The sequence below is a fragment of the Undibacterium sp. KW1 genome, assembly GCF_009937955.1.
Classification (GTDB): Bacteria; Pseudomonadota; Gammaproteobacteria; order Burkholderiales; family Burkholderiaceae_D; genus Undibacterium.
In genome coordinates this window covers 5,848,549-5,874,185 of record NZ_AP018439.1, presented here as the reverse complement: position 1 = coordinate 5,874,185, position 25,637 = coordinate 5,848,549, and the positions used below count along the sequence as shown (strand labels likewise).

Genomic DNA, 25,637 nt, shown 5'->3' with positions numbered 1-25,637 from the left:
GCATGGCATCTTTTACACTGCAAGGCATCCCCGTTTCACGCGGTATAGCAATCGGGCGCGCTCATCTGCTGCGGCCGGCAGCACTGGATGTACAACATTATCTGGTAGGACAGGAGCAGGTCGAAGCCGAAGTGCAAAGGCTGCAATTGGCAATCGCCCAGGTACACAAGGAATTACAGGCTATCTGGTCAGACTTGCCAGTAGATGCACCCACTGAACTTGGTGCTTTCATCGACGTACATGTCCTGATTCTGTCCGACCCCATGATCTCGGAAGCGCCGCTCGATATCATCCGCACCCGCCACTACAATGCCGAATGGGCACTGGTTAGCCAGATTGATGAATTATCTGCCCAGTTCGATGAAATCGAAGATGATTACCTGCGCGAACGCAAGGCCGATATCCAGCAAGTCGCAGAGCGGGTACTCAAGGTATTGACCGGCACTGCTGGCAGCGCCATACGCTCCGATGGCATTGATGAGCGCAGTGCCAATATGATCGTCGTTGCCAGAGATATTTCACCGGCTGACATGATGCAGTTCCGCGATGTTGCTTTCACCGGTTTTGTCACGGATGAAGGCGGGCATAATTCCCATACGGCCATCGTCTCGCGCAGCCTTGGCATACCCGCCGTAGTCGGCATGGGCAATGCATCTCGCCTGATAGAACAGGATGACTGGCTCATCATAGACAGCGATGCCGGTGTCGTCATCGTTGCCCCAAGTTCCCTGGTTCTGGAACAATACCGCGAACGCCAGGCAGTACTGGCCAAGGCCAGGAAAAAACTGCATAAACTCAAAAAGACGCCAGCGATTACCCAGGATGGTGTCGAGATTACCTTGTTGGCAAATATTGAACTGCCGCAGGATGCTGCCCATGCGCTGGAGGCAGGTGCCAGTGGGGTAGGCCTGTTCCGTTCAGAGTTTCTGTTTATGGAAAGCAGCGGCCAGCAACACAAGCTGCCGACAGAGGAAGAACAGTTTGATGCCTACCGCACGGCAGTGCAAGCCATGAAAGGCAGGCCGGTGACGATACGCACACTTGACGTCGGGGCGGACAAGCCACTGGATACTACTGAGCACAATATCCTCAATCCTGCCCTGGGTTTGCGGGCCATACGTTATTGCCTGGCAGAGCCACAATTATTCCTGACGCAATTGCGTGCTATCTTGCGTGCCTCGGCTTTTGGCAAGGTCAAGATACTGATACCGATGATGGCGCATGGTTTTGAGATAGACCAGACCCTGGCCATGATAGAACAGGCCAAGACTGAACTGCGCAAGGAGGGCAAGGATTTTGATGCAGAGATCGCCATCGGTGCCATGATAGAAATTCCGGCGGCTGCTCTGTCGCTGCCCATGTTTGTCAAGAAACTCGATTTCCTGTCAGTCGGTACCAATGACCTGATCCAGTACACGCTGGCGATAGACCGGGCAGATCATGAGGTTGCCCACTTGTATGATGATTTGCACCCGGCTATTTTGCAACTCTTGCAAATGATTATCACAGCGGGTGAAAGGGCAGGTATCCCTGTCTCCATCTGCGGTGGCATGGCGGGCGATATCCGCCTGACGCGCTTGCTGGCAGGCATGGGTTTCCGTGAATTGTCGATGCCGGCAGCATTGCTGCCAGAGATCAAGCAAGAGATCCTGAATACCCGGCTAGATGCGCTGCAGGGCCATGTCAAAAAAATTCTGCGCAGCTATGATTCGGCAACCATCAGGGAAACCCTGGCGGCTATGGGCGCACAATTGCCGACTTTGCATTAAAGACTTGCATAGAAATTGTCATGGCACTGGCACCGGGGTTTGACCCAGGTGCCGGATTTGGTTTATCCTTCACCTATTGCGCCGATTTGAAAATCAGCTTGCGGGCGCGGTTCGGAAAACATCCCGAATGATAAATACGGCTAAAGCGAGCTTGAATGCAGCTTTCACCTTCCCACATTCAGCCCACCTTTTAGCCTTCCTGAGTTTTTTGATAACGGGTTAAGTCCCGATGGAAGAGTGTATGTCATCCTCACCTGGATCAGTTGGAATCGTCACGCCACAAGCGTTTCAGTTCGACGAGCCTTTAGCCTTACAAAACGGTACTTCGATTGCGGGCTATACCCTGATGGTGGAAACCTATGGTCAGCTCAATGCCGACAAATCCAATGCAGTCCTGATCTGCCATGCCCTGAATGCCTCGCACCATGTGGCTGGCGTGTATGCAGACCAGCCCAAGAATGTAGGCTGGTGGGACAATATGGTCGGACCCGGCAAACCAGTCGATACCAACAAGTTTTTTGTCATCGGTGTTAATAACCTCGGTTCCTGCTTTGGTTCCACCGGCCCCATGCATACCAATCCTGCCACGGGCAAGCCGTATGGTGCAGATTTCCCGGTGGTGACCGTCGAAGACTGGGTCAATGCGCAAGCCAGGTTGGCGGAGCGCATGGGTATCGCGCAATTCGCTGCCGTAATGGGTGGTTCACTCGGTGGCATGCAGGCGCTGGCCTGGAGCATTCTGTACCCGGACCGTCTGCGTCATTGTGTAGTTGTGGCTTCTACTCCAAAACTCTCAGCCCAGAATATTGCCTTCAATGATGTGGCGCGCCAGGCGATTTTGACTGACCCGGATTTCCATGGCGGTGATTTCTATGCCCACAATGTTGTGCCGCGCCGTGGCTTGCGGGTTGCTCGCATGATAGGTCATATAACCTATCTGTCAGATGATGACATGGCAGAAAAATTTGGCCGTGACCTCAAAGGCGGTGACTACCAGTTTGGTTATGGTGTGGATTTTGAAATTGAATCTTACCTGCGCTATCAGGGCGACAAATTTTCGGATTATTTCGATGCGAATACTTATCTGCTGATCACCAAGGCACTCGATTATTTTGATCCCGCCCGTCATACCGGAGGCGATCTCGCCAAGGCACTGGCGCAGACCAGGGCCAAGTTCCTGCTCGCTTCGTTTACTACTGACTGGCGTTTTTCACCAGAGCGCAGCCGTGAAATCGTCAAGGCCCTGGTCAGCAACAAGCGCACCGTCAGTTATGCAGAAATCGATGCACCGCATGGGCATGACGCCTTCCTGCTCGACGACCCGCGTTACCTGAACCTGATTGCTGCGTATTACCAGCGTATAGAAGCAGAATTGCGAGCTGAATTACAAGCTGAACCAAAAGCCGACCTGTTGGGAGTAGCAGCATGAATTTTTCAGAATTGAATGTCCTGCGACCTGACCTGGCTTTCATCGCCCACTGGATCAAGCCACAGGCGCAAGTGCTCGACGTCGGTTGTGGTGACGGCGTCATGCTTGATTACCTGCAAAGTGACAAGCAATGCAATGGCTATGGCATAGAAATCGCTGACGACAAGGTGCTTGCCTGCGCGACGCGCGGTGTGAATGTCATACAGCAGGATATGGAAAATGGCCTGGGCATGTTTGAAGACAATGCCTTTGATACCGTCATGTGCCTGTCTTCGCTACAGATGATGAAACATGTGGAACCATTGTTGCGGGATATTGCCAGGGTAGGGCGCGAGGCTATCGTCTCTTTCCCCAATTTTGGTTACTGGCCACACCGTACCGCCTTATTGCGCGGCAAGATGCCTGTATCAAAATCCCTGCCGTATGAATGGTATGACACTCCCAATGTGCGTTGCGCTACGATACTCGATTTTTCTGAGCTGGCAGCAGAAGTTGGCCTTGAGGTGATGGAATGTGTCGCCCTGCATGAGGGACGGCCCGTGACCTGGCTGCCCAATTTGCGTGGCAGCCTGGCGGTTTTCCGTTTACGGAAAAAATAGGCTGCCTTTCCATCAGGTTGTCTTAAACATCACACGTGAACCTTCATATTGCTCATAGTTGGTAGCACACTTGCCTGTCGTTGCCGGGTGAGCTTTTTACCCAGGGCGATGGAGGGTTCCTCCAGCCAGCGGTAGGTGCAATAAGAAAAGGCAATCGTCAACAAGGCTGACATCACAAAGAACAGGTTAGGGTGCGATTGCCAGTCAGTAGGCAAGCTTCTCCAGACGTAGGTATACAAGGGATAAAAAATTACCGGATGGAACAGGTACATGGAATAACTGATTTTTCCTAAAAAACTACCCAGCTTTCCCTGTACCTTGAATATCGTCGTAGTCAGAATGAAAATAGTGATGGCAATCAGTTGCGCAGCCGGGGATCTTAATTGAGCGGTATCCAGATTCCAGAAGTGCAGTATGTCCCGGCCGGTAAAGATTAAAAAAGTCCATACGAGCACAAACAAGGCTTTCCTTCCAGACGCGTTATTCTTGTTCAGCAACCAGTCGCGGTATAAAAGGCCGAAGAACATATAGCCTATGTAACGCAGATAAAACAGAACATTCGCGGAATAAGCAGATACGGTCATCAGGCGGTGGAACAATTTAGGTAACAGCAAGACTGCCAGCATCAAGAGCACTATGCTCTTTAAAGAAGTCATTTTTCCGCGTGAAAACAGATAGATACAGAAAAAATAAAACAAGAGTTCCAGTGCCAGGGTCCAGTAAGAACCGATGATGTTGTCGATACCGACAAAAGCCTGGAACATGGTCAGGTTGGCGGCAAACATGAGCCAGTCTATGTTGTTACCACCCTGGCTGACACCACAACGCCACCATACAAACACCAGACCAAGGACTGCTGATAGCCAATAGGCAGGATACAGTCGGAAAAAACGGTGTATTACAAAAGTCTTGAGCGGTTCTACAGGATAAGTCGATAAGCTGAAAGGCACGACAAAGCCGCTGACCATGAGAAAAATGCAGACACCTATCTCACCTATGCCTATCTGTTTGGAAAAGAAATGAGCGATGGCGACTTCTACGGCATTCAACTGCACATCTGCTTGTGCCATCGACGCAAAATCAATCGTATGCTGGTAAATCACGAGCAGGGCTGCAAAGCCGCGCAGGAAATCAATATATTGATAGCGCCCGCTAGAGCGCTGAGTGGAAAGGGTGTTCATAGAGCTTCTTATCTTATTTGTAATATTTCCCCTGCGCCCTGAAAATAGTTTAGAGGACAGGCAGATAAGGAATAGACATATTTGAAACTATTTTGTTCCGGAAATATTTATTTTTTTATCAGAAAAATGTAATTGAGCTATTTGCGTGAGTGATCTGGAGAGGTTTGGCAATGCCGCGTGAGCTTCTGGAGTCAAGATGAGCAGGCGGTCCTATGTAGCTAGTATTTAATTTTTAAAGAGGCAGGGTCTTTAAAAAAAGCCAGACGGCTCCCATTTGCGCTTATCATTCTGCGTATCTTCTTGCCCTGTATTCGCCATGAAACTGAACCACGCTGCACTCATATTTTCCAGCCTGTTTGCCTTGGGCGCTGCGGCTCATGCGCAAAATAGCGGGCAGCAGGAAGGCGTCAAGGTAGGTGAAATGTCGGTCCTGCGGAAACTGGCCCCGACCGGTGCGCTGGAAAGCCAGGCTGCGGCGCAGTATGCACAGACCATGCAGGTGGCGGAGCAAAAGCGTGCTTTGGGGCCGGCCAACCATCCCCAGGTTATCCGTCTGCGGGCAATTGCCGATAAATTGATACCGCATGCGCTGAAATGGAATGAAAGGGCGAAGCAATGGAAATGGGAAGTCAATCTGATCGGCTCCAAACAGGTTAATGCGTACTGCATGCCAGGCGGCAAGATTGCTTTTTACTCCGGCATCCTCGATGCCTTGAAACTGACTGATGATGAAGTCGCGATAGTCATGGGTCATGAAATTGCCCATGCCTTGCGCGAACATGGCGCTGAACGTGCAGGCAAGGCAACCGTTGCGAATGTGGGTATCAAACTGGCTGAACTGTGGGCTGGTGCCAAGGGTTACGACCCCAATATCGCGGGTGGCGTAGCTGGTGGTGTGGCCAAGTTCAGCATGCTGGCATTTTCGCGTGGTGACGAGACTGAAGCCGACATCGTCGGCCTCGATATTGCTGCTAGGGCCGGTTATGACCCACGTGCCGGTGTCGCACTCTGGCAAAAAATGGGTATGGTCAGCAAGGGCGCGCCGCCACAATGGCTATCTACCCACCCCGCCGGTACTACCCGTATTGCAGAAATCCGCAACCACTTCCCTGAAGTCATGCCCTTGTACGCGCGCGCCAAAGGTGTCAGTATCAGTGCCTTGCCGCCTTATCAAACCAATGTCAAAGGCATTGCTCCCGTCGTATATTCGGGTAATTAAGTGTTTTTTGAATAAAAGTTGGTGTCAAAATAATAATTTGTCGCGCAATTGTGACAAAATCTTGCCCCTAAGACCACTTTGTCATCATCCTTTCATAATTGGATGGGACACTCTGCAAGTTCAAAATTTTATGTGATAGACTATTTTCACATATCAAAATATCTGATCGACAGACATTTGCCCCGGCAAATTGCTCAAGTTTAAAGATGTCACTAGGAGATAGACGCACTTTAAAAAGGTCCGTCTGTTTTTTGTTTAGAAATAGCAATCGTTTGCGCAGTTGAAAATTTTCAGTTTTCAAAAAAAGCAATCGTTTGCGCGGCATGAATAGCCAGAAGTATTTCTAATGTGACATGTCATCGCAGGTGTTTGTTGTGGAATTACAACCAGTTACAAAAAAAGCCAAAAAATTTGGCGAAAAAGCGAGCGGTGAAGGGGATGTCATCAGGCAGTTGCGGTGGCTTGAGATGATAGACGGGGTTTTGCACTAATTTTTATTTCCATTTGTAAAATGATTCGGGAGCTTCAATGAAACAATCAAACAAATCGTCCGCATTTCCATCGCGTTTGTCGATGGTTGCAGTCGCATGCCAACTGGTATGCCTGAGCATGTCCTCTGCCTATGCGCAGCAGACAGAATCCAATGAGCAGCCTGATGCAAACCGCGTCACCATCACCGGCAAAAAAGTTGGTATGGGCTTGATGGTACAAGAGAATGCACCAAAAGCACGTAGTACTATTACAGCGGAAGAACTGGCCAAACAGCGTCCTACAGGCAATGCCTATGAAGCGCTGGAACTGATGCCAGCAGTTAACAGCTACAACTACGATGCAACCGGTTTGTTTGGTGGTGGTCTGACATTGCGTGGCTTTAACAGTGACCAGATCGGTGCGACCATCAATGGCGTACCAGTCAATGACTCTGGTAGCTTCTCTGTGTTCCCACAAGAATTCGTGGATCAGGAAAATACCTGTACACAGTTTGTGACTCAAGGTTCGACTGACGTTGATTCCCCACAGATTGGTGCAACTGGTGGTAACTTCGGTATTACAACTTGCGATCCAACCAAGGAAAAACGTTTCCGCGTCATGCAGACTCTGGGTGGTTTGAAACTGTCCAAGACTTTCATGCGTTACGACACAGGCCTGTGGGCTGATGGCCGTTCCCGTTTCTTCATCTCCGCTTCCCATGCGCAAGCTGACAAATGGAAAGGCGAAGGCGGCGCAGACCGTAACCACGTAGACGCTGGTTACCGCATCGACTTCGACAAGTTCAACTCCATCAATGCAATTTTGTTGTATAACCGCGCAATCAACCAGAACATCAGCACATTCAATTTGGCTGACCTGGCAAAAAATGGTTACTACTATGATTATTCAACCAAGTTCATTGGTCACGTCACACCGACCAAGGGCAAGGCTGACAATGATCCAAGTGTAGCCAATGCTGACACTTTCTACCAATTGACAAAAAATCCATTTGAAAACGCGATTTTCTCTGTCACTGGCAAATTCCGTATCGGTGAAAATACTGATGTCAAAGTTGTGCCTTACTACTGGTATGGTTATGGTACAGGTGGCGTACAACAACGTCTGCAAACTGAATCTGCATTCCTGAATCCAACGACAGGCAAAACAACTGCCGCTGTTGATCTGAACGGTGACGGCGATACGCTGGATAAAGTCATTGTTGCCAACAGTAGTGTGACACGTACCAACCGTCCTGGTGTAACTGCTTCTGTCGTTCACACTATCGACAACCACCAAATCCTGGCTGGTGTCTGGTATGAACGTGCAACTCATGAGCAGTTCGGCCCTATGGTTGCTGTTGATGCCAACGGTAACGCAGCTGATATCTGGTTGAAAGAAGGCCGTATCACCCGTCCAGATGGCACACCTTTCCAAAGCCGTGACTGGAGAACGATCAGTACTGCTTACCAGTTCTCGCTGCAAGATACCATCAGTCTGTTGAATGACAAGCTGACCATCAATCTGGGTCTGCGCGTACCAACCATGAAGCGTAATTTCACTAACTACGCCAACGAAGGTACGAACTCCGGTACCACTTACAACATCGAACGTAGTTATACCAAAGCCTTGCCACAGTTGGGAGCACGCTACCAGATTGATAATAACAATCAGGTATTTGCAAGTTTGGCGCGTAATATGAAGGTACCGCCGAACTTCGTTTATGCAACCACAAATAATGCTGCGATCAATAACGGCGTACTTACTTTCGCAGAAGTACCTCCAGAAACTTCTTATAACCTTGATGTGGGTTATCGCTTGCAAAGTGACAAGTTGACAGCACAAGTCACAGCTTACTCTGTCAACTTCAGTGAACGTCAAGCAACTGCTTACGACCCTGTGGCGGCTCAAAGCTCTGTTACCAATGTCGGTAAAGTAAAGACCAAGGGTTTCGAAGTTGAACTGGGTAATACACCAGTGAATGGCTGGTCCTTCTACGGTTCCGTAGGCTACGCGAAGAGCGAAATTCAGGACGATCTGCAAGTTGGCAAAGGCCTCTATATTCCAACAGCTGGCAAGCAAATGACCTTGACGCCAGAATGGAAAGCTGGTCTGAGCGCGCAGTATGAAACAGCAGTGTGGTACACACGTTTGAAAATGAAATATACAGGCGGCCAGTTTGCCACCATGACGAATGATGAATTCGTACCTGGTTACACATTGCTGGGCTTTGATGCTGGTTATCAATTCCCGAACACCAGCTGGTTCAAAAAACCAACTATCCGTCTGAGCATCAGTAACCTGACCAACGAAAAGTATCGTAACCCATCCAGCTTCAACATCACTAACGCGCAGCCATACCCAGGCGGTATTACTGCAAAAGGTGTGTTCTACTATCTGGGTGCACCACGCTTTAGCTCGGTCACTTTCCAGGCAGATTTCTAATCTGGAGGGATGAGGTGGTGAAGCAAAATCTCACCACACAGACTTGATACAGGCCTGCAACAAGAACACTTGTTGCAGGCCTTATTCTTTTTAATTTAAGAATATTTTCTATGCAAAAATTAAAATTAATCAGCATATCCATCGCTGCAGTAATGTTGGCCTCCTGTGCCAGCACTGACAAAATGCTTACGGCGAACCAGGCAGCAACGACGGATATCACGATCTTCAGTATCAATGATTTCCATGGCAATTTACAGGCCGACCAGCCTGTGCCCTATGTCGCTACCAAATCTGACCCGGCACGCCCCGGTGAAAAAATCTCTGTACCTGCAGGTGGTTATGCCTATCTGACTACCAAGCTCAAAGAACGCCGCCAGGCCGTGGGCAGCAGTATCTTTGTTGGTGCTGGTGACTTGATTGGTGCCTCACCCATGGGTTCAGCACTGATGAAAGATGAGCCCGTCATCGAAGCACTGAACCGTCTTGATCTGTCGGTGACAGCTGTCGGTAATCATGAATTTGATAATGGCACTGCCGACCTGATACGCAAAATCAAGGGGGAATGTCCGCAAACAGGTTGCGCCTATGCAGAATTCAAAGGGGCGCGCTTTTCCTACCTCGGTGCTAATATCCATGAACTTGGTAGTAACAAGCCCTGGCTGACGCCGTATGTAATACGCCAGGTCGGTGACTTCAAGGTTGGCTTCATCGGTGCGGTCACCGCCGATGTACCCAATCTGGTGGCAGGCGATGCAGTGAAACATCTGAGTTTTGAAGATGAGGCAACGGAGATTAACCGTTATGTGCCAGAACTGCAAAAGCAGGGCGTCGCTGCCATCGTGGTGCTGATACATGAAGGCGCAACTTACAAGGGTTCAGAGAATGATCCCAGCTATCGCTGTGAAGGCTTGCAGGGCCCGATCATAGAGATCAGCAAAAAACTCGACAAGGCCATCAGCCTGGTGGTCTCTGGCCATTCACATCAGGGTTATACCTGCAAGATCGATGGCAGGCTGGTGGTACAGGGGCGCAGCTATGGCTCCTTCCTGACAGAATCAACCCTGACGATAGACCGCAAGACCAATCAGGTCATCAATGCGGTCGCTGTCAATCACCTGATTGACCAGCAAGTCTTGCAGGCTGACCCCGCCGCAAAGCAACTGGTCGATCAGGTGGCGACCCAAACTGCGAGTTTGCGCCAGCGTCCCATTGTCAATCTGAGTGCACCCTTGTCACGTAATAGTGAAGCAGGTGTGTTTGACAGTAGCCTGGGTAATATCATTGCTGACTCCCAGCTGCATCATGGGCAACATGCGGGTGGTGCTGATGTCGCCTTCATGAATGCCGGTGGCATACGCAGTGACCTGCCGTCTGGCAAGGCAACCGGTCCGGTGGCGGTATCGTATGGTGATTTATATGCGGTACAGCCATTTGGCAATAACCTGGTACGCATGAAGCTGACAGGCGCACAAATCCTGACGCTGCTACAGCAGCAATGGTCGGGCCGGGAAGTCAATGATCCAAAAAAACTGTTTGTATCGCACACCTTGAGTTACAGCTACGACCCTCGTGCCGGGATCAATGAACGCGTCAAAGATGTCAGGGTCAAGGGCAAACCGCTGGACCTGAATCAGCAATACAGCGTGGTGGTCAACAGCTTCATGGCCGATGGCGGTGATGGTTTTGCTGTGCTCAAGCAAGCCAAAGACAAAGAGTTGATAGGTCGTGACCTCGAAGCTTTTGAGTCTTATGTGCGGGAGCAGGGCAGCAAATTGAATGAGGTCAAGCGTGACCGCGTCAAGCGTTTACCTGGTTAATCTATAGATATTCCAAAAGTAAAAAATGCCCGTCAAGTGAATTGACGGGCATTTCTCATGATGGGCTCAGCGCTTATTTGTATTCTATGATCAGCGGTGCGTGATCAGAGAAACGTGCTTCCTTGTAAATTGACGCCTTGTGCGCCTTTTTACCTATGCCACTGGTGGCGACATGGTAATCAATGCGCCAACCCACATTGTTTGCCCAGGCCTGGCCGCGGTTACTCCACCAGGTATAGGCTTCAGCCGTTGTCTCTGGATGCAGGTGACGGTAAACGTCGAGCCAGCCCTGCTCGTCAAACAGCCGCGTCATCCAGGCACGTTCCTCAGGCAAGAAGCCGGAATTTTTTTGATTGCTCTTCCAGTTTTTTAAATCGATCTCTTTGTGGGCGATGTTCCAGTCACCACAGATGATGATTTCCCTGCCTTCGGCAATCAGTTGCTCCAGGTGAGGGTAAAATAATTCCATGAAACGGAACTTGGCTTCCTGCCGTTCAGGCGAGGATGAGCCGGAGGGGCAATACAGGGATATCACCGACAGCTTGCCAAAATCACAGCGCACATAGCGGCCTTCAGCATCGAACTCCGGACTGCCAAAACCGATGACGACGGCGTCCGGTTCCTTTTTGCTATACACGCCAACACCGGAATAGCCCTTTTTCTCGGCATAATGAAAATGCCCATGATATTGGTGCGGATTCAGGAAGTCTGGCGTCATGTCCGCTTCCTGGGCTTTCAGCTCCTGCACGCAGACGACGTCAGGGTTTTCTTTTTGCATCCACTCAAAAAAGCCTTTTTTGGCGGCGGAGCGTATGCCATTCAGGTTGGCAGAGATGATTTTAGTCATGCTGGTAAGTAGTGACTTAAAGTGGGATAGAAAGCATACCAGATAGTGCGGCAGTCCGTGTATTTGGAGGGAGAAAGCCTGCAGATAGTTTATACTTGCCTACTTTTCCCACAGCGTAGCCCGGCTTTTGCCCAATCATGACCGAAGATCAATTACGTGCTGAACTCAATGCGGTCTATGCCAGTACCTCCTGGAAACTGACCGCTCCCCTGCGCTATGCAGTGCAACTGTTAAAGAGTGGCGGCCTGCCCAAATTGCTGCGGGATATCAGGGCTTTGCTCAAGAAGCTCATGCCTGTCAAGGCCGTAAAGGCAAGGGCATCAGAGGCCATGCCAGACCGGCTCAATGAAGAAGGCAAACGTATCCTGAATGAGCTGCAAAGCCGCAGGAAGCATAGCCGCAACCGACAAAAGTAAACGACTATCCCAACATGCGTATCGTTATTGATTTACAAGCTTGTCAATCCACTGGTAGCCGCCATCGTGGCATAGGCCGCTATTCACTGGCGCTGGCCAAGGCCATGGTACGCAATGCAGGTGACCACGAGATATGGCTGATGCTCAGCAGCCTGTTTCCTGAAACCATATTGCCGCTGCGTGAGGCTTTCTCAGGGATGGTGCCGCAAGAACGTATCGTCATCTGGGGCGCACCCGGCCCGGTGGCCGAACTGGTGCCGCAAAATTACTGGCGCAGCCGTGCTGCAGAAATACTCAGGGAACAGGGGCTGGCAGCCTTGCGTCCTGATTTTGTTCACGTCACCAGCCTGTTTGAAGGCTCGGGCGATGATGCGGTATCCAGTGTTGCGATATCCGGTGAGCACATACCGACAGCAGTGACATTGTATGATCTGATCCCCTGATGTACGACAAGCAGTACCTCAACGATCCGGCACAAAGGGCCTGGTATTACCGCAAGCTGGCCAGTCTCAAACGGGCTGATTTACTGCTGGCGATCTCTGATTCGTCGCGCCAGGAAGGCATGGATTTGTTGCAGTTGTCACCAGAGCGCGTGGTCAGCATTTCGTCTGCCGTAGATGAGCATTTCCAGTTGCGCAGTTGCAGTGATGAAGCCATGCAGGCCTTGCGCGCGCGCTATGGCATTACCCGCGATATGGTGATGTATACCGGCGGTATCGATATACGCAAGAATATCGATGGCCTCATCCAGGCCTATGCCGGTTTGCCTGTGGCAGTGCGCCAGCAACACCAGTTGGCGATCGTCTGCAGCGTACAAAAAGCAGACCGTGAGCGTATTGCAGCGCTGATCACACAACTAGGACTGGCAGAGGATGAAATCATATTGACCGGTTTTGTACCGGATGAAGATTTGCCGCTGCTATACCAGGATTGCAAATTATTTGTCTTCCCTTCCTGGCATGAAGGTTTTGGTTTGCCCGCGCTGGAAGCCATGTGCTGCGGTGCGCCTGTCATTGCAGCCAATACCAGCAGCCTGCCTGAAGTGCTGGAATGCCCCGAAGCCTTGTTTGACCCCAGAGACATCAAGGCCATTACGGCGAAAATCTTGCAGGTACTGGAGCAGCCAGAATTCGCTGCCCGCTTGCGCGAACATGGTTTGCAGCAATCGAAGAAATTCTCGTGGGATGCCTCGGCTAACAAGGCCTTGCGCGCGATTGAAGCCAGCCATGCGCATCTTCAGCAAATAGCGGCAGCCAAAGTCCATGTTTGCCTGCCAGTGATCAAACCCAGGCTGGCTTATGTCTCGCCTTTACCGCAGGTGGCGTCAGGTATTGCGAGTTACAGCGCAGACCTGCTGCCTGAGCTCGCCGATTATTACGACATCACCCTGATTACCCAACAAAGTGAAGTCAATGCACCTTGGCTGACAGCCAACTTTGCCATACACGACAGCGAGTGGTTCACAGCCAATGCGGCCAGCTTTGACCGTGTGCTCTATCATTTTGGTAATTCTCCTGCGCATGCCTATATGTACCCATTGTTTGCCAGCTATCCTGGCACCGTGGTCTTGCATGATTACTTTTTGAGTGACGCTCTCGCCAATCTGGAGATGAGTTCACTCATGCCTGGCTTATGGGCACAACATCTGTATCTATCCCACGGCTATGCGGCCTTGCTGGAAAGACGCGACGCGGTGGATTACAAGGTGGTAATGGCTAAATACCCTTGTAGCAGTAGCATACTGGAGCGTGCTGAGGGCGTGATTGTCCATTCTGCCTATGCCCGGGAACTGGCGCGTACCTGGCTGACAGGCTGGCCTGCCTGCCAATGGCAGCAAGTGCCTTTGCTGCGCCGCATTCCAGCCGCATCTGACAGGCAGCTCGCCCGCAAAAAACTCGGACTGGGCGAACAGGATTTTGTCTTGTGCAGCTTTGGCATGTTGGGGCCGACCAAACTCAATCATGTCTTGCTGGATGCCTGGCTGGAATCCGCTCTCAGCAAGGACGCACATTGTCATCTGGTTTTTGTAGGCAAAAATGATCCGGGTGAATATGGCGCGCAACTGCAAAAGCGCATCGGCAATGGCGAGCGAGTGCGTATCACCGGCTTTACCACCGCAGAAGAATTTGCCTTATATCTGCAGGCCGCCGACGGTGCCGTGCAGTTGCGCACGCTGTCAAGGGGCGAAACTTCCGCCGCTGTCCTTGAGTGCATGGCCTATGGCCTGCCCGTGATCCTGAACCGCAACGGTGCCATGGCAGAGTTGCCAGCAGATGCCGTGCTGGGCATGCCTGACCAGTTTACGCAGGCAGAACTCTTGCAGGCCATCGGCAAATTGCATGAGGACAGCAAGAGTAGCCAACTGACAGGCCAGGCCGCCAGGCAGTTTGTGCAGGCACATCATGCACCTGCATTGATTGCACGCAGTTATGCGGAAGCGATAGAAGAATTTGCGCAGACCGAAACGGCTGCCCGCATGCACCGCAGTCTGTCGGCCATTGCCGACATCCCGGCAGTGTCGCCTCAACATCCGCATTTGCAGGCAGAGGTCGCCATTGATGATTTGCGCGAGCTGGCGCGTCATCTCGGCAATAGCACACCGCGTCCCGGTAAACGCATGGTCATGCTGGATGTTGGCGCATGGAGCCAGTCGCAACAGGCGCTGCCTGCAGCCTGGAAAGCTGCTCTGGAAAGCATGATACTCGCCCGTCAGGACTTGCGCTTTGAGCCTGTCTTTTATGCAGGCCCGGACTTTCGCTATGCCAGAAGCTGGACTTATGAGCAACTCTCCCTGTCCGGACCAGCACCCGCTGATGATTTCGTCACAGTGCGTGCCGGAGACTTGTATCTGGATTTATCCGGATGTAAAGATTTGCAAATGCAGACCATGCAATTACAGCAACTTGGCGTCACTTGTCACGCTATTGCTGCTCAAATGCAGGCAAATATGGTGGATTTGTCAGCGTCTCCAGCCCTGCTGGCAGAATTTTTAGCGGTTTTGCCACTTGAAACAGACTAAATTCAAATATGCACGCATGTTATGCTCTAGGTTTGGCGCAAAACTGCAGTAAACGGCATAAATTATAAGGATTGGGGTTATTTTGAGTACTTTGAGACAAGATTTTATACAGTTTTCAGTCGAGGCTGGAGTGATACGCTTTGGCGAATTTGTCACCAAAGCCGGGCGTACCTCCCCCTATTTTTTTAATGCAGGTTTATTCAATGATGGTGCCAATCTTGGCCGCATCGCTGATTTTTATGCCCGCACGCTGCTCGATTCCGGCCTGGAATTTGACATGCTGTTTGGCCCCGCCTACAAGGGTATTACCCTCGCTTCGGCTACTGCAGTGGCACTGGCACGCATGGGCAGGAATGTACCTTTTGCGTATAACCGCAAGGAAGCCAAGGACCATGGCGAAGGTGGCAACATCGTTGGCGCCAAACTGGCAGGCAAGGTCGTGATTATTGATGACGTTATTTCTGCCGGTACTTCAGTACGTGAATCGGTCGATTTGATCCGTCATGCTGGCGCTACCCCGAGTGCAGTGCTGATCGCGCTGGACCGCATGGAGCGTTCTGGCAAGGATGATGCCCTGTCTGTGCATTCGGCAGCGCAGGAAGTCGGCAAGGCGTATGACATGCCTGTGGTTTCGATCGCCAGCCTGAATGATTTATTTGATTATCTGTCAGTTGCTGGTGGTGACGCGCAGTTGTCGCAATATAAAGAGGCAGTCGCTGCTTACCGCAAACGCTATGGCGCTTTGGCTGATTGAGTAAATGATATTAAAAAATTAACTGGCAATTAAGACTGTGACCGTGGTTTGCCTGCCCTTGCGTAGTATCACTTACATGCGCTTGCATTAAATTTCCGCAGTGCGGCGAACAGTCATTGTATACTGTGCAACTGTGGATAAATTGTGATCACGGTCACAGATGGATTCAAAGTAGCAGTCCATTATCTGGTTAGCAAAAAGAATTTTGAACGAAGAATTTTGAATGTTCGCTGCGGCGAAGAGGTTTTCTTGAATGAGTAAAAAAGCGTTAATCACTGGTATTACTGGTCAGGACGGAGCCTATCTGGCTCAGTTGCTGTTGGAAAAAGGCTATACCGTCTATGGCACTTATCGCCGTACCAGTTCAGTCAATTTTTGGCGCATAGAAGAGCTGGGTATTGCAACTCACCCTGCCTTGCATTTGGTTGAGTATGATCTTACCGATTTGTCGGCCAGCATACGTCTGTTGCAAACGACGGGTGTGACTGAAGTGTATAACCTGGCAGCGCAAAGTTTTGTGGGCGTGTCGTTTGAACAGCCACTGACCACGACAGAAATTACCGGCATCGGCGCGCTGAACTTGCTTGAAGCCATACGCATCGTCAATACCAAAATCCGTTTCTATCAGGCTTCAACTTCAGAAATGTTTGGCAAGGTGCAAGCCGTGCCACAAATCGAATCGACCCCCTTTTATCCGCGCAGCCCTTACGGTGTAGCCAAACTGTATGCGCACTGGATGACGATCAATTATCGTGAATCCTACGGCATCTTTGGCTGCAGCGGCATCTTGTTCAATCATGAATCCCCACTGCGTGGCCGCGAATTTGTGACGCGCAAGATTACTGATTCTGTCGCCAAGATCAAGCTGGGCAAACTCGATGTGCTGGAACTCGGCAATATGGATGCCAAGCGCGACTGGGGTTTTGCCAAGGAATATGTAGAAGGCATGTGGCGCATGCTGCAAGCCGACAAGCCCGACACTTTTGTGCTGGCGACCAACCGCACAGAAACTGTACGTGATTTTGTCACCATGGCTTTCAAGGCAGCAGACATACAGTTGCAATGGTCAGGCGAAGGCGAGCACGAAACCGCTACGTGCGCAAAAACCGGCAAATTGCTGGTACGCGTCAATCCCAAATTCTATCGTCCTGCTGAAGTTGAATTGCTCATCGGTGATCCTGCCAAGGCCAAAAAAGTGTTGGGCTGGGAACCCAAGACCACACTGGAAGAGCTGTGCCAGATGATGGTAGAAGCAGATTTGCGCCGTAACCAGAACGGCGCGTCGTTCTGATGTCTGCGATGCCACGCGCCCTGATCACAGGTATCAAGGGATTTACAGGTCGTTATCTGGCGCAAGAATTAAAAGAGGCTGGTTACCGGGTTTTTGGTACTACCCACGGAGCAGAAGCACCCGGGCAGGACAATTTTGCCGTCGATCTGAGTGACAAGCAGCGCTTGGCCGAGCTGGTGGCAGAAATACAGCCCGATGTGGTTGCCCATCTTGCCGCCATTTCTTTTGTTGCCCATGGCGACGCAGCAGAAATTTACCGCGTCAATGTGCTTGGTACACGCAACCTGCTGGAAGCGCTGGCCAGCCTGGAGAAAAAGCCGCGGGCCGTGCTGGTCGCCAGCAGTGCCAATATCTATGGCAATACCCGTACAGAAGTAATTGCCGAAACCGAACCAGCGCAGCCCGCCAATGATTATGGCGTCAGCAAACTGGCAATGGAGCATGTGGCACGTCTGTGGATGGACAAGCTGCCCATCATCGTGACACGCCCCTTCAATTACACCGGTGTAGGCCAGACAGAAAATTTCCTGCTGCCTAAAATCATCAACCATTACCGCCGCAAGGCTACCGATATAGAACTTGGCAACCTGGATGTTGCCAGGGATTTTTCTGACGTACGTACTGTCGCCAGGGCCTATGCCCGTTTGCTGGAGCAAGCACCTGCAGGCCAGACTTTCAATATCTGTTCCGGCACTGCATACACCTTGCGCTCGGTATTGCAAATGGCCAGTGAACTTGCTGGCTATGAAATCAAGGTGCATGTGAACCCTGCCTTTGTGCGTGCCAATGAAGTGCATAAACTCATGGGTAATGGGCAGCGTTTGCAAGCTTGCATAGGCGAGCTGCCTGCTATCACCTTGCGCGATACACTGGCCTGGATGCTGCAACACGAGGACGCAACATGAACGTCGTCCTGTCTATCGAGGCCATACATCCACCGCTGGCTGGTATAGGCAGATACGCATGGGAACTTGCCACACGCCTGCCCATGCAGGCAGAGATAGAGTCAGTGCGCTATTTGTCAGATGGTTTCTGGCGCGACTTGCCGCGTATGGATCAGCCTGCCAGCGCAGGCACAGCGGGAGCGGTACCTGCGGCATCAGCCAAAGCCAGTTACAAAAGCCGCCTGCGCCGTCAACTGGGGCAACTGCCCATGGTGGCGCGGTTGTATGGCAAATTACTGCCCCTGCTTGCTGGCCGCCAGTTGAATGGTGTGCAGGACGGTCTTTTCCATGGGCCGAATTATTTTGTACCCAAAACCCGTTTACCCAGCGTAGTGACAGTGCATGACCTGTCGATTTACCGTTATCCGCAGTGGCATCCCAAGGCCAGGATAGACCGCATGCGGAAAGCCATTCCAGAAGCGATAAACCGCGCCAGCCTGGTGTTAACCGACTCCCTGGCAACGCGCGATGAAGTGATGCAGGAATTCAGCCTGGGCCCTGAGCAGGTGCGTGCTGTCTTGCTGGGGGTCGATGAAGTGTTTCATCCCTATACCCCGGAAGAGACTGCACCAGTCTTGCATGAATTTGGTTTGCAGCCAGATGGCTATAGTTTCTTTGTCTCTACCATAGAACCGCGCAAGAACCTGACACATTTGCTGGCAGCCTATCGTGCCTTGCCAGACGCCATGCGCCAGCGCTGGCCGCTGGTGCTGGTCGGTGGTGAGGGCTGGCAGAGTGAAGCCATTCATGACGACATAGAAAAAGGCCAGCGTGAAGGCTGGATCAAATACCTGGGTTTCGTCGATCAGCAATTGCTGCCGGTTTTATATGCCGGTTGCCGCTTGTTCACCTATCCATCCTGGTATGAAGGTTTTGGTTTACCTATCGCTGAAGCGATGGCCAGTGGCGTACCTGTATTGACTTCGAATTGTTCTTCCATGCCGGAAGTCGCCGCTGGTGCCGCCATGCTGGTAGACCCGGCGGATGTGAATTCCATCCGTGATGGCTTGCGCCAGGCGCTGGAAGACGAAGAATGGCGCAGCATGGCCAAAGCACGTGGCTTGCAACGTGCTGCCGAGCTGACCTGGGATGCCTGCGTACGCAATACTGTCGCAGCCTATCAGACGGTCAAGGCCAGTTAAGGACAGCGCGCCATGAAAGTCCTGCACTTCTACCGCACCTATTACCCCGACACTTTTGGTGGCGTTGAGCAAGTCATACGCCAGATGGCGGTGGGTACGGCACGTCTGGGTGTGGAAAATGAAGTGCTGACCTTGACACGCGATGCGGACCGCCCGCTGATAGAATTTGAAGGGCATAAGGTACACCGCGCCCATTTGAATTTCGAGATCGCTTCTACCGGTTTTTCCTGGTCGGCCTTATCGCGCTTTGTTGAACTGGCCAAGCAGGCGGATGTGATTCACTATCACTTCCCCTGGCCCTTCATGGATATCGCCCATTTCCTGGGGCGCATCAAGAAGCCCAGCGTCGTCACTTATCACTCGGATATCGTCAGGCAAAAATATTTGCTGAAGCTGTATTCGCCGCTCAAGCATCAGTTCTTGCGCGATGTAAACCGTATTGTGGCAACGTCACCCAATTACCTGGCGACCAGCCCGACGCTGGAACTGTATAAAGACAAGACCGAGGTGATCACCTATGGTCTGGATAACAGCATTTACCCAGTTCCTTCAGCAGAATTGCTGGCGAAATGGCGTGCCATCGTCGGGGAAAACTTTTTCCTGTTTGTCGGCATGCTGCGTTACTACAAGGGCCTGCATATCTTGCTGGAAGCGGCGGCGGGAACGGATATCCCCATCGTCATCGTTGGTGATGGCCCGGAAGAAATTGAACTCAAGCGCCAGGCAGAAAGCCTGCAACTGAAGAACGTGCATTTCCTTGGTGCCTTGCCAGAGCCTGACAAGGTCGCCTTGCTGACCCTGTGTTATGCACTGGCCTTTCCTTCGCATCTGCGCTCGGAGGCTTTTGGCATTTCATTGCTGGAAGGCGCGATGTATGGCAAGCCCATGATATCAAGTGAAATTGGCACAGGCACGACGTATATCAACGTCGCTGGCCAGACTGGCATGGTAGTACCACCGAGTGATCCGGCAGCTTTCAGGCAGGCCATGGAGTATCTGCTGGCACATCCGCAAGAGGCGGCGCAAATGGGTATCAATGCGCGCCAGCGTTACCTGGATTTATTCACCGCCGATAAAATGGCGAGCAATTATGCCCGCCTTTACCAGCAAGTTATAGACGAGCATAAGCGCAAGTAAGCCAGGCAGCTCGCCTAACCTGCCGTCAACTTCCTGATTTCAAATTCGCCACGCAGCCAGTTGCTGCCGATGAATTCAGTGTGATCCACATTGATGACATCAAACACCAGCAGATTATCTGACCACTCATAGTTTTCATCAAGATGGGTTTTTGCCTTGGTCAATGCGGTGGTGACAGAATAAGAACCTGGCCCCAAAGGACATTCAAAAGGCAGTACAAATTCCAGTGAGTCACCTTTGCGCAAATCATTTTGCACCTGTTGTGAATACCAGGTATTGCTGCCCCAGATGACGCTGCCCTGTTTGTCGCGCAACATCAGGCCCAGCACCAACTCGGGGATGTCGGCACGCAATTGCACTTCAGCCACCAGCTTGACCCTTTGCCCTACATGCGCTGCGGCCAGTACCTGATCACTGTCCTGGTCACGCAGGGTGAGCTTGCTGACGGTCGCCATGCCTGTGCCTGAACGGGTTTGCAGCCAGCCCTGTTCATTGCGGTTTTGTTCTACGGAGAAATTCTCGTTTTCCTTACGGGCGATCATCGCATTGTAGTAATCGACCACTTCATCTGCCGCACCCTGCTTGAGTATGCAGCCCTTGTCGATCAGGATGACGTGGTCACACAGGCTGCGCACGTCACCCATGCCATGGGTGACCAGGATGATGGACGTACCCTGTTCCTTGAACTGGCGTATGCGGTCAAAACTGCGGTGCTGGAAATAGCTGTCACCGACCGACAGGATTTCATCGACGATGAGTACATCCGGGCGTACTGCCGTGGCAACAGCAAAAGCCAGGCGTGCCTGCATGCCGCTGGAATACACGCGCAAGGGCTGGTCAAAGAAGGAGCCAATTTCAGCAAAGCTTTCTATGCCAGGCATGAGCTGGTCCAGTTGCTCACCACTCAGACCCATCAGGCCGCCTGCCATATAAGCATTTTGCCTGCCAGAAAATTCAGGATTAAAACCCAGCCCCAGTTCCAGCATGGCGCTGATGCGGCCATTGACAGCGATGCTGCCGGTCGTTGGTCGCACTGTACCGGTAATCATTTTCAGGAGCGTACTTTTACCGGCACCATTCTGGCCTATGATGGCTACCGCCTGGCCCGCAGGCACATTGAAACTGATATCGCGGTTGGCCCAGTATTCGTACGCCGGTTTCACCGGCAGGCCAGCCCAGTACATCAGGCGTGACAGCAGGCCGTTGAATTTTGAATAGCATTTTCCAACGCCAGAGACACTCAATACAATTTGACTCATAATGCATCCACCAGATCTGCGCTGGCACGGCGGAAAATCCAGAATGAAAATATAAACATGCCCGCTGAAATCAGCACGGGAACCAGCAAATCTGCCATGTTTGGTACTGCGCCGTACAACAGCGCATTCTGGTAGATCTTGACCAGCGGTGTCATCGGGTTGAGATTCAATACCGCGATAAAGCGCTTGGGCATATTGTCCATCAGATAGACCACAGGCGTGAACCAGAACCACAGTTGCAGCACGATGCCCATGACCTGACCAACGTCACGTGAAAATACATTCAACAGCCCGAGTATGATGCCCAGACCAAAGGCAAACAGGATAATCAGCAGCATGCCCAGTGGCAGTACCAGCCATGCTGCTGTCGGCATATGGCCAAAGAACAAAAACACGACGGCTATCGCTGCCAGCAATAACAAGTGATTGATGAGGGCGCTGCCGCCAACGATCACCGGCAGGCACAGCCTGGGGAAAGAGATTTTTTTCAGGGTGTTGGAATAATCAATAAACACCGTGGTACAGCGCGTCATGATTTCAGAGAACAAACCCCAGGCCGACATACCTGCCATCAGGTAAATCGCATAGGCCGACTTGTTTTCAATATTTGGTATCTTGGTCACCAGTACTTCAGACAAGACAATGGCGAAGATGGTGGCCTGCGCCAGAGGATTTAAAATCATCCACAGCGCACCCAGTTTGCTGCGCGCAAAGCGTCCGGCAAACTCGGCCCTGATGGACGACAGGATAAAGTGACGGTAGTGCCACAATGAGATAAGTACAGCTTTCAAAGCTTGGTTTTCCTTAGCAGGGATCAGCCTGCAACACGTCCATAGATATCATCGAATCTGACGATATCATCTTCACCCAGGTAAGTACCGGATTGCACTTCTATCAGTTCAAGATCGGTTTCACCGGGATTTTCCAGCCTGTGCTTGACGCCCAGCGGGATGTAGGTGGATTGATTGGCGACCAGGGTCATGACTTCTTCGCCACGCGTCACTAGCGCCGTGCCACTGACCACGATCCAGTGTTCAGCACGGTGATGATGCATTTGCATCGACAGGCGGCCACCCGGCTTGACCACGATACGCTTGACCTGGAAGTGTTCGCCACTATCGACGGAATCATAATGTCCCCATGGGCGATAGACCTTGCGGTGGTTATCGGTCTGGGTATAGTTTTCATCTTTCAGGCGGGTTACGACACGCTTGATGTTCTGGGTATTGGCTTTATTGGTGACCAGTACCGCATCTGGAGTCTCGACCACGATGACGTCTTCCAGACCCAGGCAGGCAACCAGGCGGCTGTCAGAAATCACCAGGCAATTACGGGAATCTTCCAGCAGCACATCGCCATGGGCGGTATTGCCGTTCTCATCCTTGTCCGACACTTGCCAGACTGCATCCCAGGCACCAACATCTGACCAGCCTGCATTGAAAGGCACGACATAGCCAGGGATATGCAAGTCCTGGTCTTTGGCCAGTTTTTCCATGACGGCATAGTCGATGGAGTCAGAAGGGCAAGACAGGAAGGCTTCTTTATCCACGCGGACAAAGTCGCTATCGATGCTGGCCTTGTCCATCGCCAGTTTGCAGGCCTCATGCATGGCCGGATGGAAGTGCTGTATGGCTTTGAGCCAGGTAGTCGCACGCATCATGAAAATACCGCTATTCCATAAATGGCGGCCGCCATCCAGATATTGCTGTGCCACTTCCAATACCGGCTTTTCGACAAAGGCCTGCAGTTCGCGTACAGCCTGACCTGGTAACACATCGCCAGTCTGGATATAGCCATAACCGGTTTCAGGACGGTCAGGCACGATACCAAAGGTCACCATGGCACCGTCTATGGCCTGTTGCAGGCCATCTTGTATGGCCTGGTGAAAGCCCTGCTTGTCATTGATGACATGGTCTGCTGGCATCACCAGCAGGACTGCATCATTGTCTGAGGCCACTGCTGCCATGGCTGCCAGCGTCAATGCCGGGGCCGTATTGCGGCCTGCCGGTTCGAGCAACAGGCTACAGTTGCTGAAACCGGCCACGCGCAATTGTTCTGCCGTGATGAAACGGTATTCTTCATTACAGACCACGATCATTCTTTCGGCCACGCCCAAGGCACCAGAAAAATCCCTGACGCGCGTTGCAGTGGCCTGCAGCATGGTTTCTTCGCCTATCAGGGCGAGCAATTGCTTGGGATGCTTTTCACGCGATAGCGGCCATAACCGGGTTCCAGATCCCCCTGAAAGAATGACAGGCTGTAATAACATGGATAACTTTCGTATTCTTTATGCCTTCGGGTTTATGCCTTTGGGCAAATCATTATAAAATATTTAATATATTGCAATCAGCTGCAATTTCCTCAGGCTATGCTGGTCAGATGTGAGCAATTGCTGAATAGGCTAAACTTGTAAGACCTGAAGGCTAAGCCAGAGCCAGAGCCAGGCAAAAAGTCTGAAGCTGAAATAATCTGGAAATTTGCAGACGCTGATAATTTCGTCGCAGTTTACATCATCATTTATACTTCTACCCCTTTTTCTAGCCTTTTAGCGGCCCAAACACGAATCATTTGCCGCCAATTATGAATAAAACATCCGGATTATATGGCGAATATGGCAACACAGAACAAATCTGAATGCGAAGCACAGCAACTGGCCGACAAGACCAGTTTGATATTGAAAAGCAGGAAGCATTCAACACCCGTCAATATTCCTTCGAAAGAAATGGGGGCGGGGCAGGATGATGCAAGGGAGATCATGTTGAATCAGCAAGATAATGCAGGGGCAGAAGTAGCAATGCCAGTTGCGCCACAAGGTTTGCGCCAGAAATTGCGTGCAATACCTGGTCTGGGTTACGCATTGGCCTGGTGCCAGGCATTGCTGCGCCTGCCGCGCACCCGCTTCCAGACTGAAGTAGCGCTAACAAATTTGCAAAAGCAAATTGATGACCTGAACATACAATTACGCAGCCAGGAGCGGAAACTGCTGCAAATGGAAGAGCAAAAACTTTCTATACGGCTGGACAAGTTTGATGCGCTGGATGTCGGCAACAGGCTCATGGAACTGGATCGTTTACATATAGGCCGCCAGTTGCGTTCCATGAATCTGATGATGCGTGAGGGTTTGCAAAATGGGACTAGGCAGATCCAGCAAAATGTTGTCGCGACGGCAGAGCCAGCAAGTCAGCTTGCCACTGCAAGCACTAGCCAGCCTGTAGCCAAAGTTGCCAGCGATTTTGATCAGGACCAATTCTATCTGGAATTCGAAGCCTTGTTCCGTGGTTCGCGCGCTGATATCAAGGAAAGATTGAAAGTTTATCTGCCCTATCTTGCGCATATCAGCGAACAGGCAAAAGACGAACGCAAGCTCGTCATCGACGTTGGTTGTGGCCGTGGTGAATGGCTGGAATTACTTGATGAGCAGGGCATACCTGCGATGGGCGTGGACATGAATATCTCCATGGTTAACGCCTGTCTGGATCAGGGTTTCCTGTGCCGCCATGCTGATGCCATTGCCTATTTGCGCGAACAGCCCGCTGGCAGCATAGGTGCAGTGACCGGTTTCCAGATCATAGAGCATTTGCCGTTCGAGCAATTGATTGCGCTGTTTGATGCAGCCCGTCATGCGTTGTGCCCAGGTGGCGTCATCATTTTTGAAACACCGAATCCGGAAAATCTTAAAGTGGGTGCCTGCAATTTTTATTTTGATCCTACCCATTTGCATCCTATCGTGCCACAGGTAGCTGAATTCATGGCGCGGCAGCGTGGCTTTAGCCATGCAGAAATTTTGCGTTTGCATCCTTACCCTGATGACCACTTGCTGCACGGTGGTACCGAGGTTGAAGCACTGCTCAATAAGGAATTATTTGGTGCCCAGGATTACGCTGTCATAGGTCGTAAATAA

At 51.4% G+C, this 25,637-nt stretch carries 20 protein-coding genes; 15 read left to right on the top strand and 5 right to left on the bottom strand.

What is annotated here, in order from left to right; genetic code table 11:
* Nucleotides 1-2 precede the first annotated feature (2 nt).
* The 3 genes from ptsP (at nucleotide 3) to metW (ending at nucleotide 3,797) form a co-directional block, all read left to right on the top strand.
* Nucleotides 3-1,769 carry a phosphoenolpyruvate--protein phosphotransferase gene (ptsP, locus tag UNDKW_RS26480; RefSeq protein ID WP_162061202.1) on the top strand — a complete coding sequence of 589 codons (1,767 nt, stop codon included), beginning with the start codon at nucleotides 3-5 and terminating at the stop codon, nucleotides 1,767-1,769.
* A 241-nt stretch (nucleotides 1,770-2,010) separates the two neighbouring features.
* Nucleotides 2,011-3,198 carry a homoserine O-acetyltransferase gene (locus UNDKW_RS26475; protein ID WP_232063129.1) on the top strand — a complete coding sequence of 396 codons (1,188 nt, stop codon included), beginning with the start codon at nucleotides 2,011-2,013 and terminating at the stop codon, nucleotides 3,196-3,198.
* The gene (gene metW, locus UNDKW_RS26470; protein WP_162061200.1) at nucleotides 3,195-3,797 is read left to right on the top strand and encodes a methionine biosynthesis protein MetW; all 603 of its coding nucleotides are present in this window, start codon (nucleotides 3,195-3,197) and stop codon (nucleotides 3,795-3,797) included. Before UNDKW_RS26475 ends, metW begins: the two co-directional genes overlap by 4 nt.
* A 29-nt stretch (nucleotides 3,798-3,826) precedes the next feature.
* Here metW and UNDKW_RS26465 read toward each other — a convergent pair whose 3' ends face one another.
* A complete protein-coding gene (locus UNDKW_RS26465) occupies nucleotides 3,827-4,978 on the bottom strand; it encodes an acyltransferase (RefSeq protein WP_162061199.1) in 1,152 nt (383 codons plus the stop codon).
* Nucleotides 4,979-5,294: 316 nt separating this feature from the next.
* Between UNDKW_RS26465 and UNDKW_RS26460 the strand changes: the two genes are divergently transcribed.
* The 3 genes from UNDKW_RS26460 to UNDKW_RS26450 all read left to right on the top strand — a co-directional run bounded on the left by UNDKW_RS26460 (nucleotide 5,295) and on the right by UNDKW_RS26450 (nucleotide 10,927).
* Nucleotides 5,295-6,197 carry a M48 family metallopeptidase gene (locus UNDKW_RS26460; protein ID WP_162061198.1) on the top strand — a complete coding sequence of 301 codons (903 nt, stop codon included), beginning with the start codon at nucleotides 5,295-5,297 and terminating at the stop codon, nucleotides 6,195-6,197.
* A gap of 528 nt (nucleotides 6,198-6,725) precedes the next feature.
* A complete protein-coding gene (locus UNDKW_RS26455; RefSeq protein WP_162061197.1) occupies nucleotides 6,726-9,110 on the top strand; it encodes a TonB-dependent receptor in 2,385 nt (794 codons plus the stop codon).
* Nucleotides 9,111-9,292: 182 nt separating this feature from the next.
* The gene (locus UNDKW_RS26450) at nucleotides 9,293-10,927 is read left to right on the top strand and encodes a bifunctional UDP-sugar hydrolase/5'-nucleotidase (protein WP_232063128.1); all 1,635 of its coding nucleotides are present in this window, start codon (nucleotides 9,293-9,295) and stop codon (nucleotides 10,925-10,927) included.
* Nucleotides 10,928-11,000: 73 nt separating this feature from the next.
* Here the strand turns inward: UNDKW_RS26450 and UNDKW_RS26445 are convergent, their stop codons facing one another.
* Nucleotides 11,001-11,774, bottom strand: coding sequence for an exodeoxyribonuclease III (locus UNDKW_RS26445; protein ID WP_162061195.1), 774 nt, complete (start codon nucleotides 11,772-11,774; stop codon nucleotides 11,001-11,003).
* Nucleotides 11,775-11,911: 137 nt separating this feature from the next.
* On the opposite strand from UNDKW_RS26445, the gene UNDKW_RS26440 reads away from it, so the two are divergent.
* From UNDKW_RS26440 to UNDKW_RS26405, 8 genes are all read left to right on the top strand, one after another.
* Nucleotides 11,912-12,190 (top strand): hypothetical protein, encoded by a 279-nt coding sequence (locus UNDKW_RS26440; RefSeq protein WP_162061194.1) that lies wholly within the window; start codon nucleotides 11,912-11,914, stop codon nucleotides 12,188-12,190.
* Nucleotides 12,191-12,204: 14 nt separating this feature from the next.
* Nucleotides 12,205-12,633, top strand: a complete 429-nt coding sequence (locus UNDKW_RS26435; protein WP_162061193.1) for a glycosyltransferase family 4 protein — start codon at nucleotides 12,205-12,207, stop codon at nucleotides 12,631-12,633.
* Nucleotides 12,633-15,209, top strand: coding sequence for a glycosyltransferase (locus UNDKW_RS26430; RefSeq protein WP_162061192.1), 2,577 nt, complete (start codon nucleotides 12,633-12,635; stop codon nucleotides 15,207-15,209). Before UNDKW_RS26435 ends, UNDKW_RS26430 begins: the two co-directional genes overlap by 1 nt.
* Nucleotides 15,210-15,291: 82 nt before the next feature.
* Nucleotides 15,292-15,963, top strand: coding sequence for an orotate phosphoribosyltransferase (pyrE, locus tag UNDKW_RS26425; RefSeq protein WP_162043805.1), 672 nt, complete (start codon nucleotides 15,292-15,294; stop codon nucleotides 15,961-15,963).
* A gap of 253 nt (nucleotides 15,964-16,216) precedes the next feature.
* Nucleotides 16,217-17,254, top strand: a complete 1,038-nt coding sequence (gmd, locus tag UNDKW_RS26420) for a GDP-mannose 4,6-dehydratase (protein ID WP_162061191.1) — start codon at nucleotides 16,217-16,219, stop codon at nucleotides 17,252-17,254.
* Between the two features lie 8 nt (nucleotides 17,255-17,262).
* On the top strand, nucleotides 17,263-18,159 hold the full coding sequence (locus tag UNDKW_RS26415) for a GDP-mannose 4,6-dehydratase (RefSeq protein WP_197893225.1): 897 nt from the start codon (nucleotides 17,263-17,265) through the stop codon (nucleotides 18,157-18,159).
* Entirely contained in the window at nucleotides 18,156-19,340 is a 1,185-nt protein-coding gene (locus UNDKW_RS26410) for a glycosyltransferase family 1 protein (RefSeq protein WP_162061189.1), read from the top strand. The genes UNDKW_RS26415 and UNDKW_RS26410 overlap by 4 nt, the downstream gene beginning before the upstream one ends.
* Before the next feature lie 12 nt (nucleotides 19,341-19,352).
* Nucleotides 19,353-20,477: a glycosyltransferase family 4 protein gene (locus tag UNDKW_RS26405; RefSeq protein WP_162043801.1), complete on the top strand. Its 1,125-nt coding sequence runs from the start codon at nucleotides 19,353-19,355 to the stop codon at nucleotides 20,475-20,477.
* Nucleotides 20,478-20,491: 14 nt separating this feature from the next.
* Here the strand turns inward: UNDKW_RS26405 and UNDKW_RS26400 are convergent, their stop codons facing one another.
* Genes UNDKW_RS26400 through UNDKW_RS26390 form a run of 3 tightly spaced genes read right to left on the bottom strand, consistent with a single transcriptional unit; the run spans nucleotide 20,492 to nucleotide 24,005 of the window.
* The gene (locus UNDKW_RS26400; RefSeq protein WP_162061188.1) at nucleotides 20,492-21,736 is read right to left on the bottom strand and encodes an ABC transporter ATP-binding protein; all 1,245 of its coding nucleotides are present in this window, start codon (nucleotides 21,734-21,736) and stop codon (nucleotides 20,492-20,494) included.
* Complete coding sequence (locus tag UNDKW_RS26395) at nucleotides 21,733-22,527, bottom strand: ABC transporter permease (RefSeq protein WP_162061187.1); 795 nt, start codon at nucleotides 22,525-22,527, stop codon at nucleotides 21,733-21,735. The genes UNDKW_RS26400 and UNDKW_RS26395 overlap by 4 nt, the downstream gene beginning before the upstream one ends.
* 23 nt (nucleotides 22,528-22,550) lie before the next feature.
* A complete protein-coding gene (locus UNDKW_RS26390; protein WP_162061186.1) occupies nucleotides 22,551-24,005 on the bottom strand; it encodes a mannose-1-phosphate guanylyltransferase/mannose-6-phosphate isomerase in 1,455 nt (484 codons plus the stop codon).
* Between the two features lie 342 nt (nucleotides 24,006-24,347).
* Between UNDKW_RS26390 and UNDKW_RS26385 the strand changes: the two genes are divergently transcribed.
* The gene (locus tag UNDKW_RS26385; protein WP_162061185.1) at nucleotides 24,348-25,637 is read left to right on the top strand and encodes a bifunctional 2-polyprenyl-6-hydroxyphenol methylase/3-demethylubiquinol 3-O-methyltransferase UbiG; all 1,290 of its coding nucleotides are present in this window, start codon (nucleotides 24,348-24,350) and stop codon (nucleotides 25,635-25,637) included.

What these genes read in the sequence shown, in the direction of transcription:
- UNDKW_RS26465 (WP_162061199.1), bottom strand. Translation starts at nt 4,978, where the DNA reads ATGAACACCCTTTCCACTCAGCGCTCTAGCGGGCGCTATCAATATATT.
- UNDKW_RS26415 (WP_197893225.1), top strand. Translation starts at nt 17,263, where the DNA reads ATGCCACGCGCCCTGATCACAGGTATCAAGGGATTTACAGGTCGTTAT.
- UNDKW_RS26475 (WP_232063129.1), top strand. Translation starts at nt 2,011, where the DNA reads ATGTCATCCTCACCTGGATCAGTTGGAATCGTCACGCCACAAGCGTTT.
- UNDKW_RS26450 (WP_232063128.1), top strand. Translation starts at nt 9,293, where the DNA reads ATGCTTACGGCGAACCAGGCAGCAACGACGGATATCACGATCTTCAGT.
- UNDKW_RS26405 (WP_162043801.1), top strand. Translation starts at nt 19,353, where the DNA reads ATGAAAGTCCTGCACTTCTACCGCACCTATTACCCCGACACTTTTGGT.
- UNDKW_RS26385 (WP_162061185.1), top strand. Translation starts at nt 24,348, where the DNA reads ATGGCAACACAGAACAAATCTGAATGCGAAGCACAGCAACTGGCCGAC.
- UNDKW_RS26400 (WP_162061188.1), bottom strand. Translation starts at nt 21,736, where the DNA reads ATGAGTCAAATTGTATTGAGTGTCTCTGGCGTTGGAAAATGCTATTCA.
- ptsP (WP_162061202.1), top strand. Translation starts at nt 3, where the DNA reads ATGGCATCTTTTACACTGCAAGGCATCCCCGTTTCACGCGGTATAGCA.
- metW (WP_162061200.1), top strand. Translation starts at nt 3,195, where the DNA reads ATGAATTTTTCAGAATTGAATGTCCTGCGACCTGACCTGGCTTTCATC.
- UNDKW_RS26440 (WP_162061194.1), top strand. Translation starts at nt 11,912, where the DNA reads ATGACCGAAGATCAATTACGTGCTGAACTCAATGCGGTCTATGCCAGT.
- UNDKW_RS26460 (WP_162061198.1), top strand. Translation starts at nt 5,295, where the DNA reads ATGAAACTGAACCACGCTGCACTCATATTTTCCAGCCTGTTTGCCTTG.
- UNDKW_RS26455 (WP_162061197.1), top strand. Translation starts at nt 6,726, where the DNA reads ATGAAACAATCAAACAAATCGTCCGCATTTCCATCGCGTTTGTCGATG.
- UNDKW_RS26430 (WP_162061192.1), top strand. Translation starts at nt 12,633, where the DNA reads ATGTACGACAAGCAGTACCTCAACGATCCGGCACAAAGGGCCTGGTAT.
- UNDKW_RS26410 (WP_162061189.1), top strand. Translation starts at nt 18,156, where the DNA reads ATGAACGTCGTCCTGTCTATCGAGGCCATACATCCACCGCTGGCTGGT.
- UNDKW_RS26390 (WP_162061186.1), bottom strand. Translation starts at nt 24,005, where the DNA reads ATGTTATTACAGCCTGTCATTCTTTCAGGGGGATCTGGAACCCGGTTA.
- UNDKW_RS26435 (WP_162061193.1), top strand. Translation starts at nt 12,205, where the DNA reads ATGCGTATCGTTATTGATTTACAAGCTTGTCAATCCACTGGTAGCCGC.
- UNDKW_RS26445 (WP_162061195.1), bottom strand. Translation starts at nt 11,774, where the DNA reads ATGACTAAAATCATCTCTGCCAACCTGAATGGCATACGCTCCGCCGCC.
- gmd (WP_162061191.1), top strand. Translation starts at nt 16,217, where the DNA reads ATGAGTAAAAAAGCGTTAATCACTGGTATTACTGGTCAGGACGGAGCC.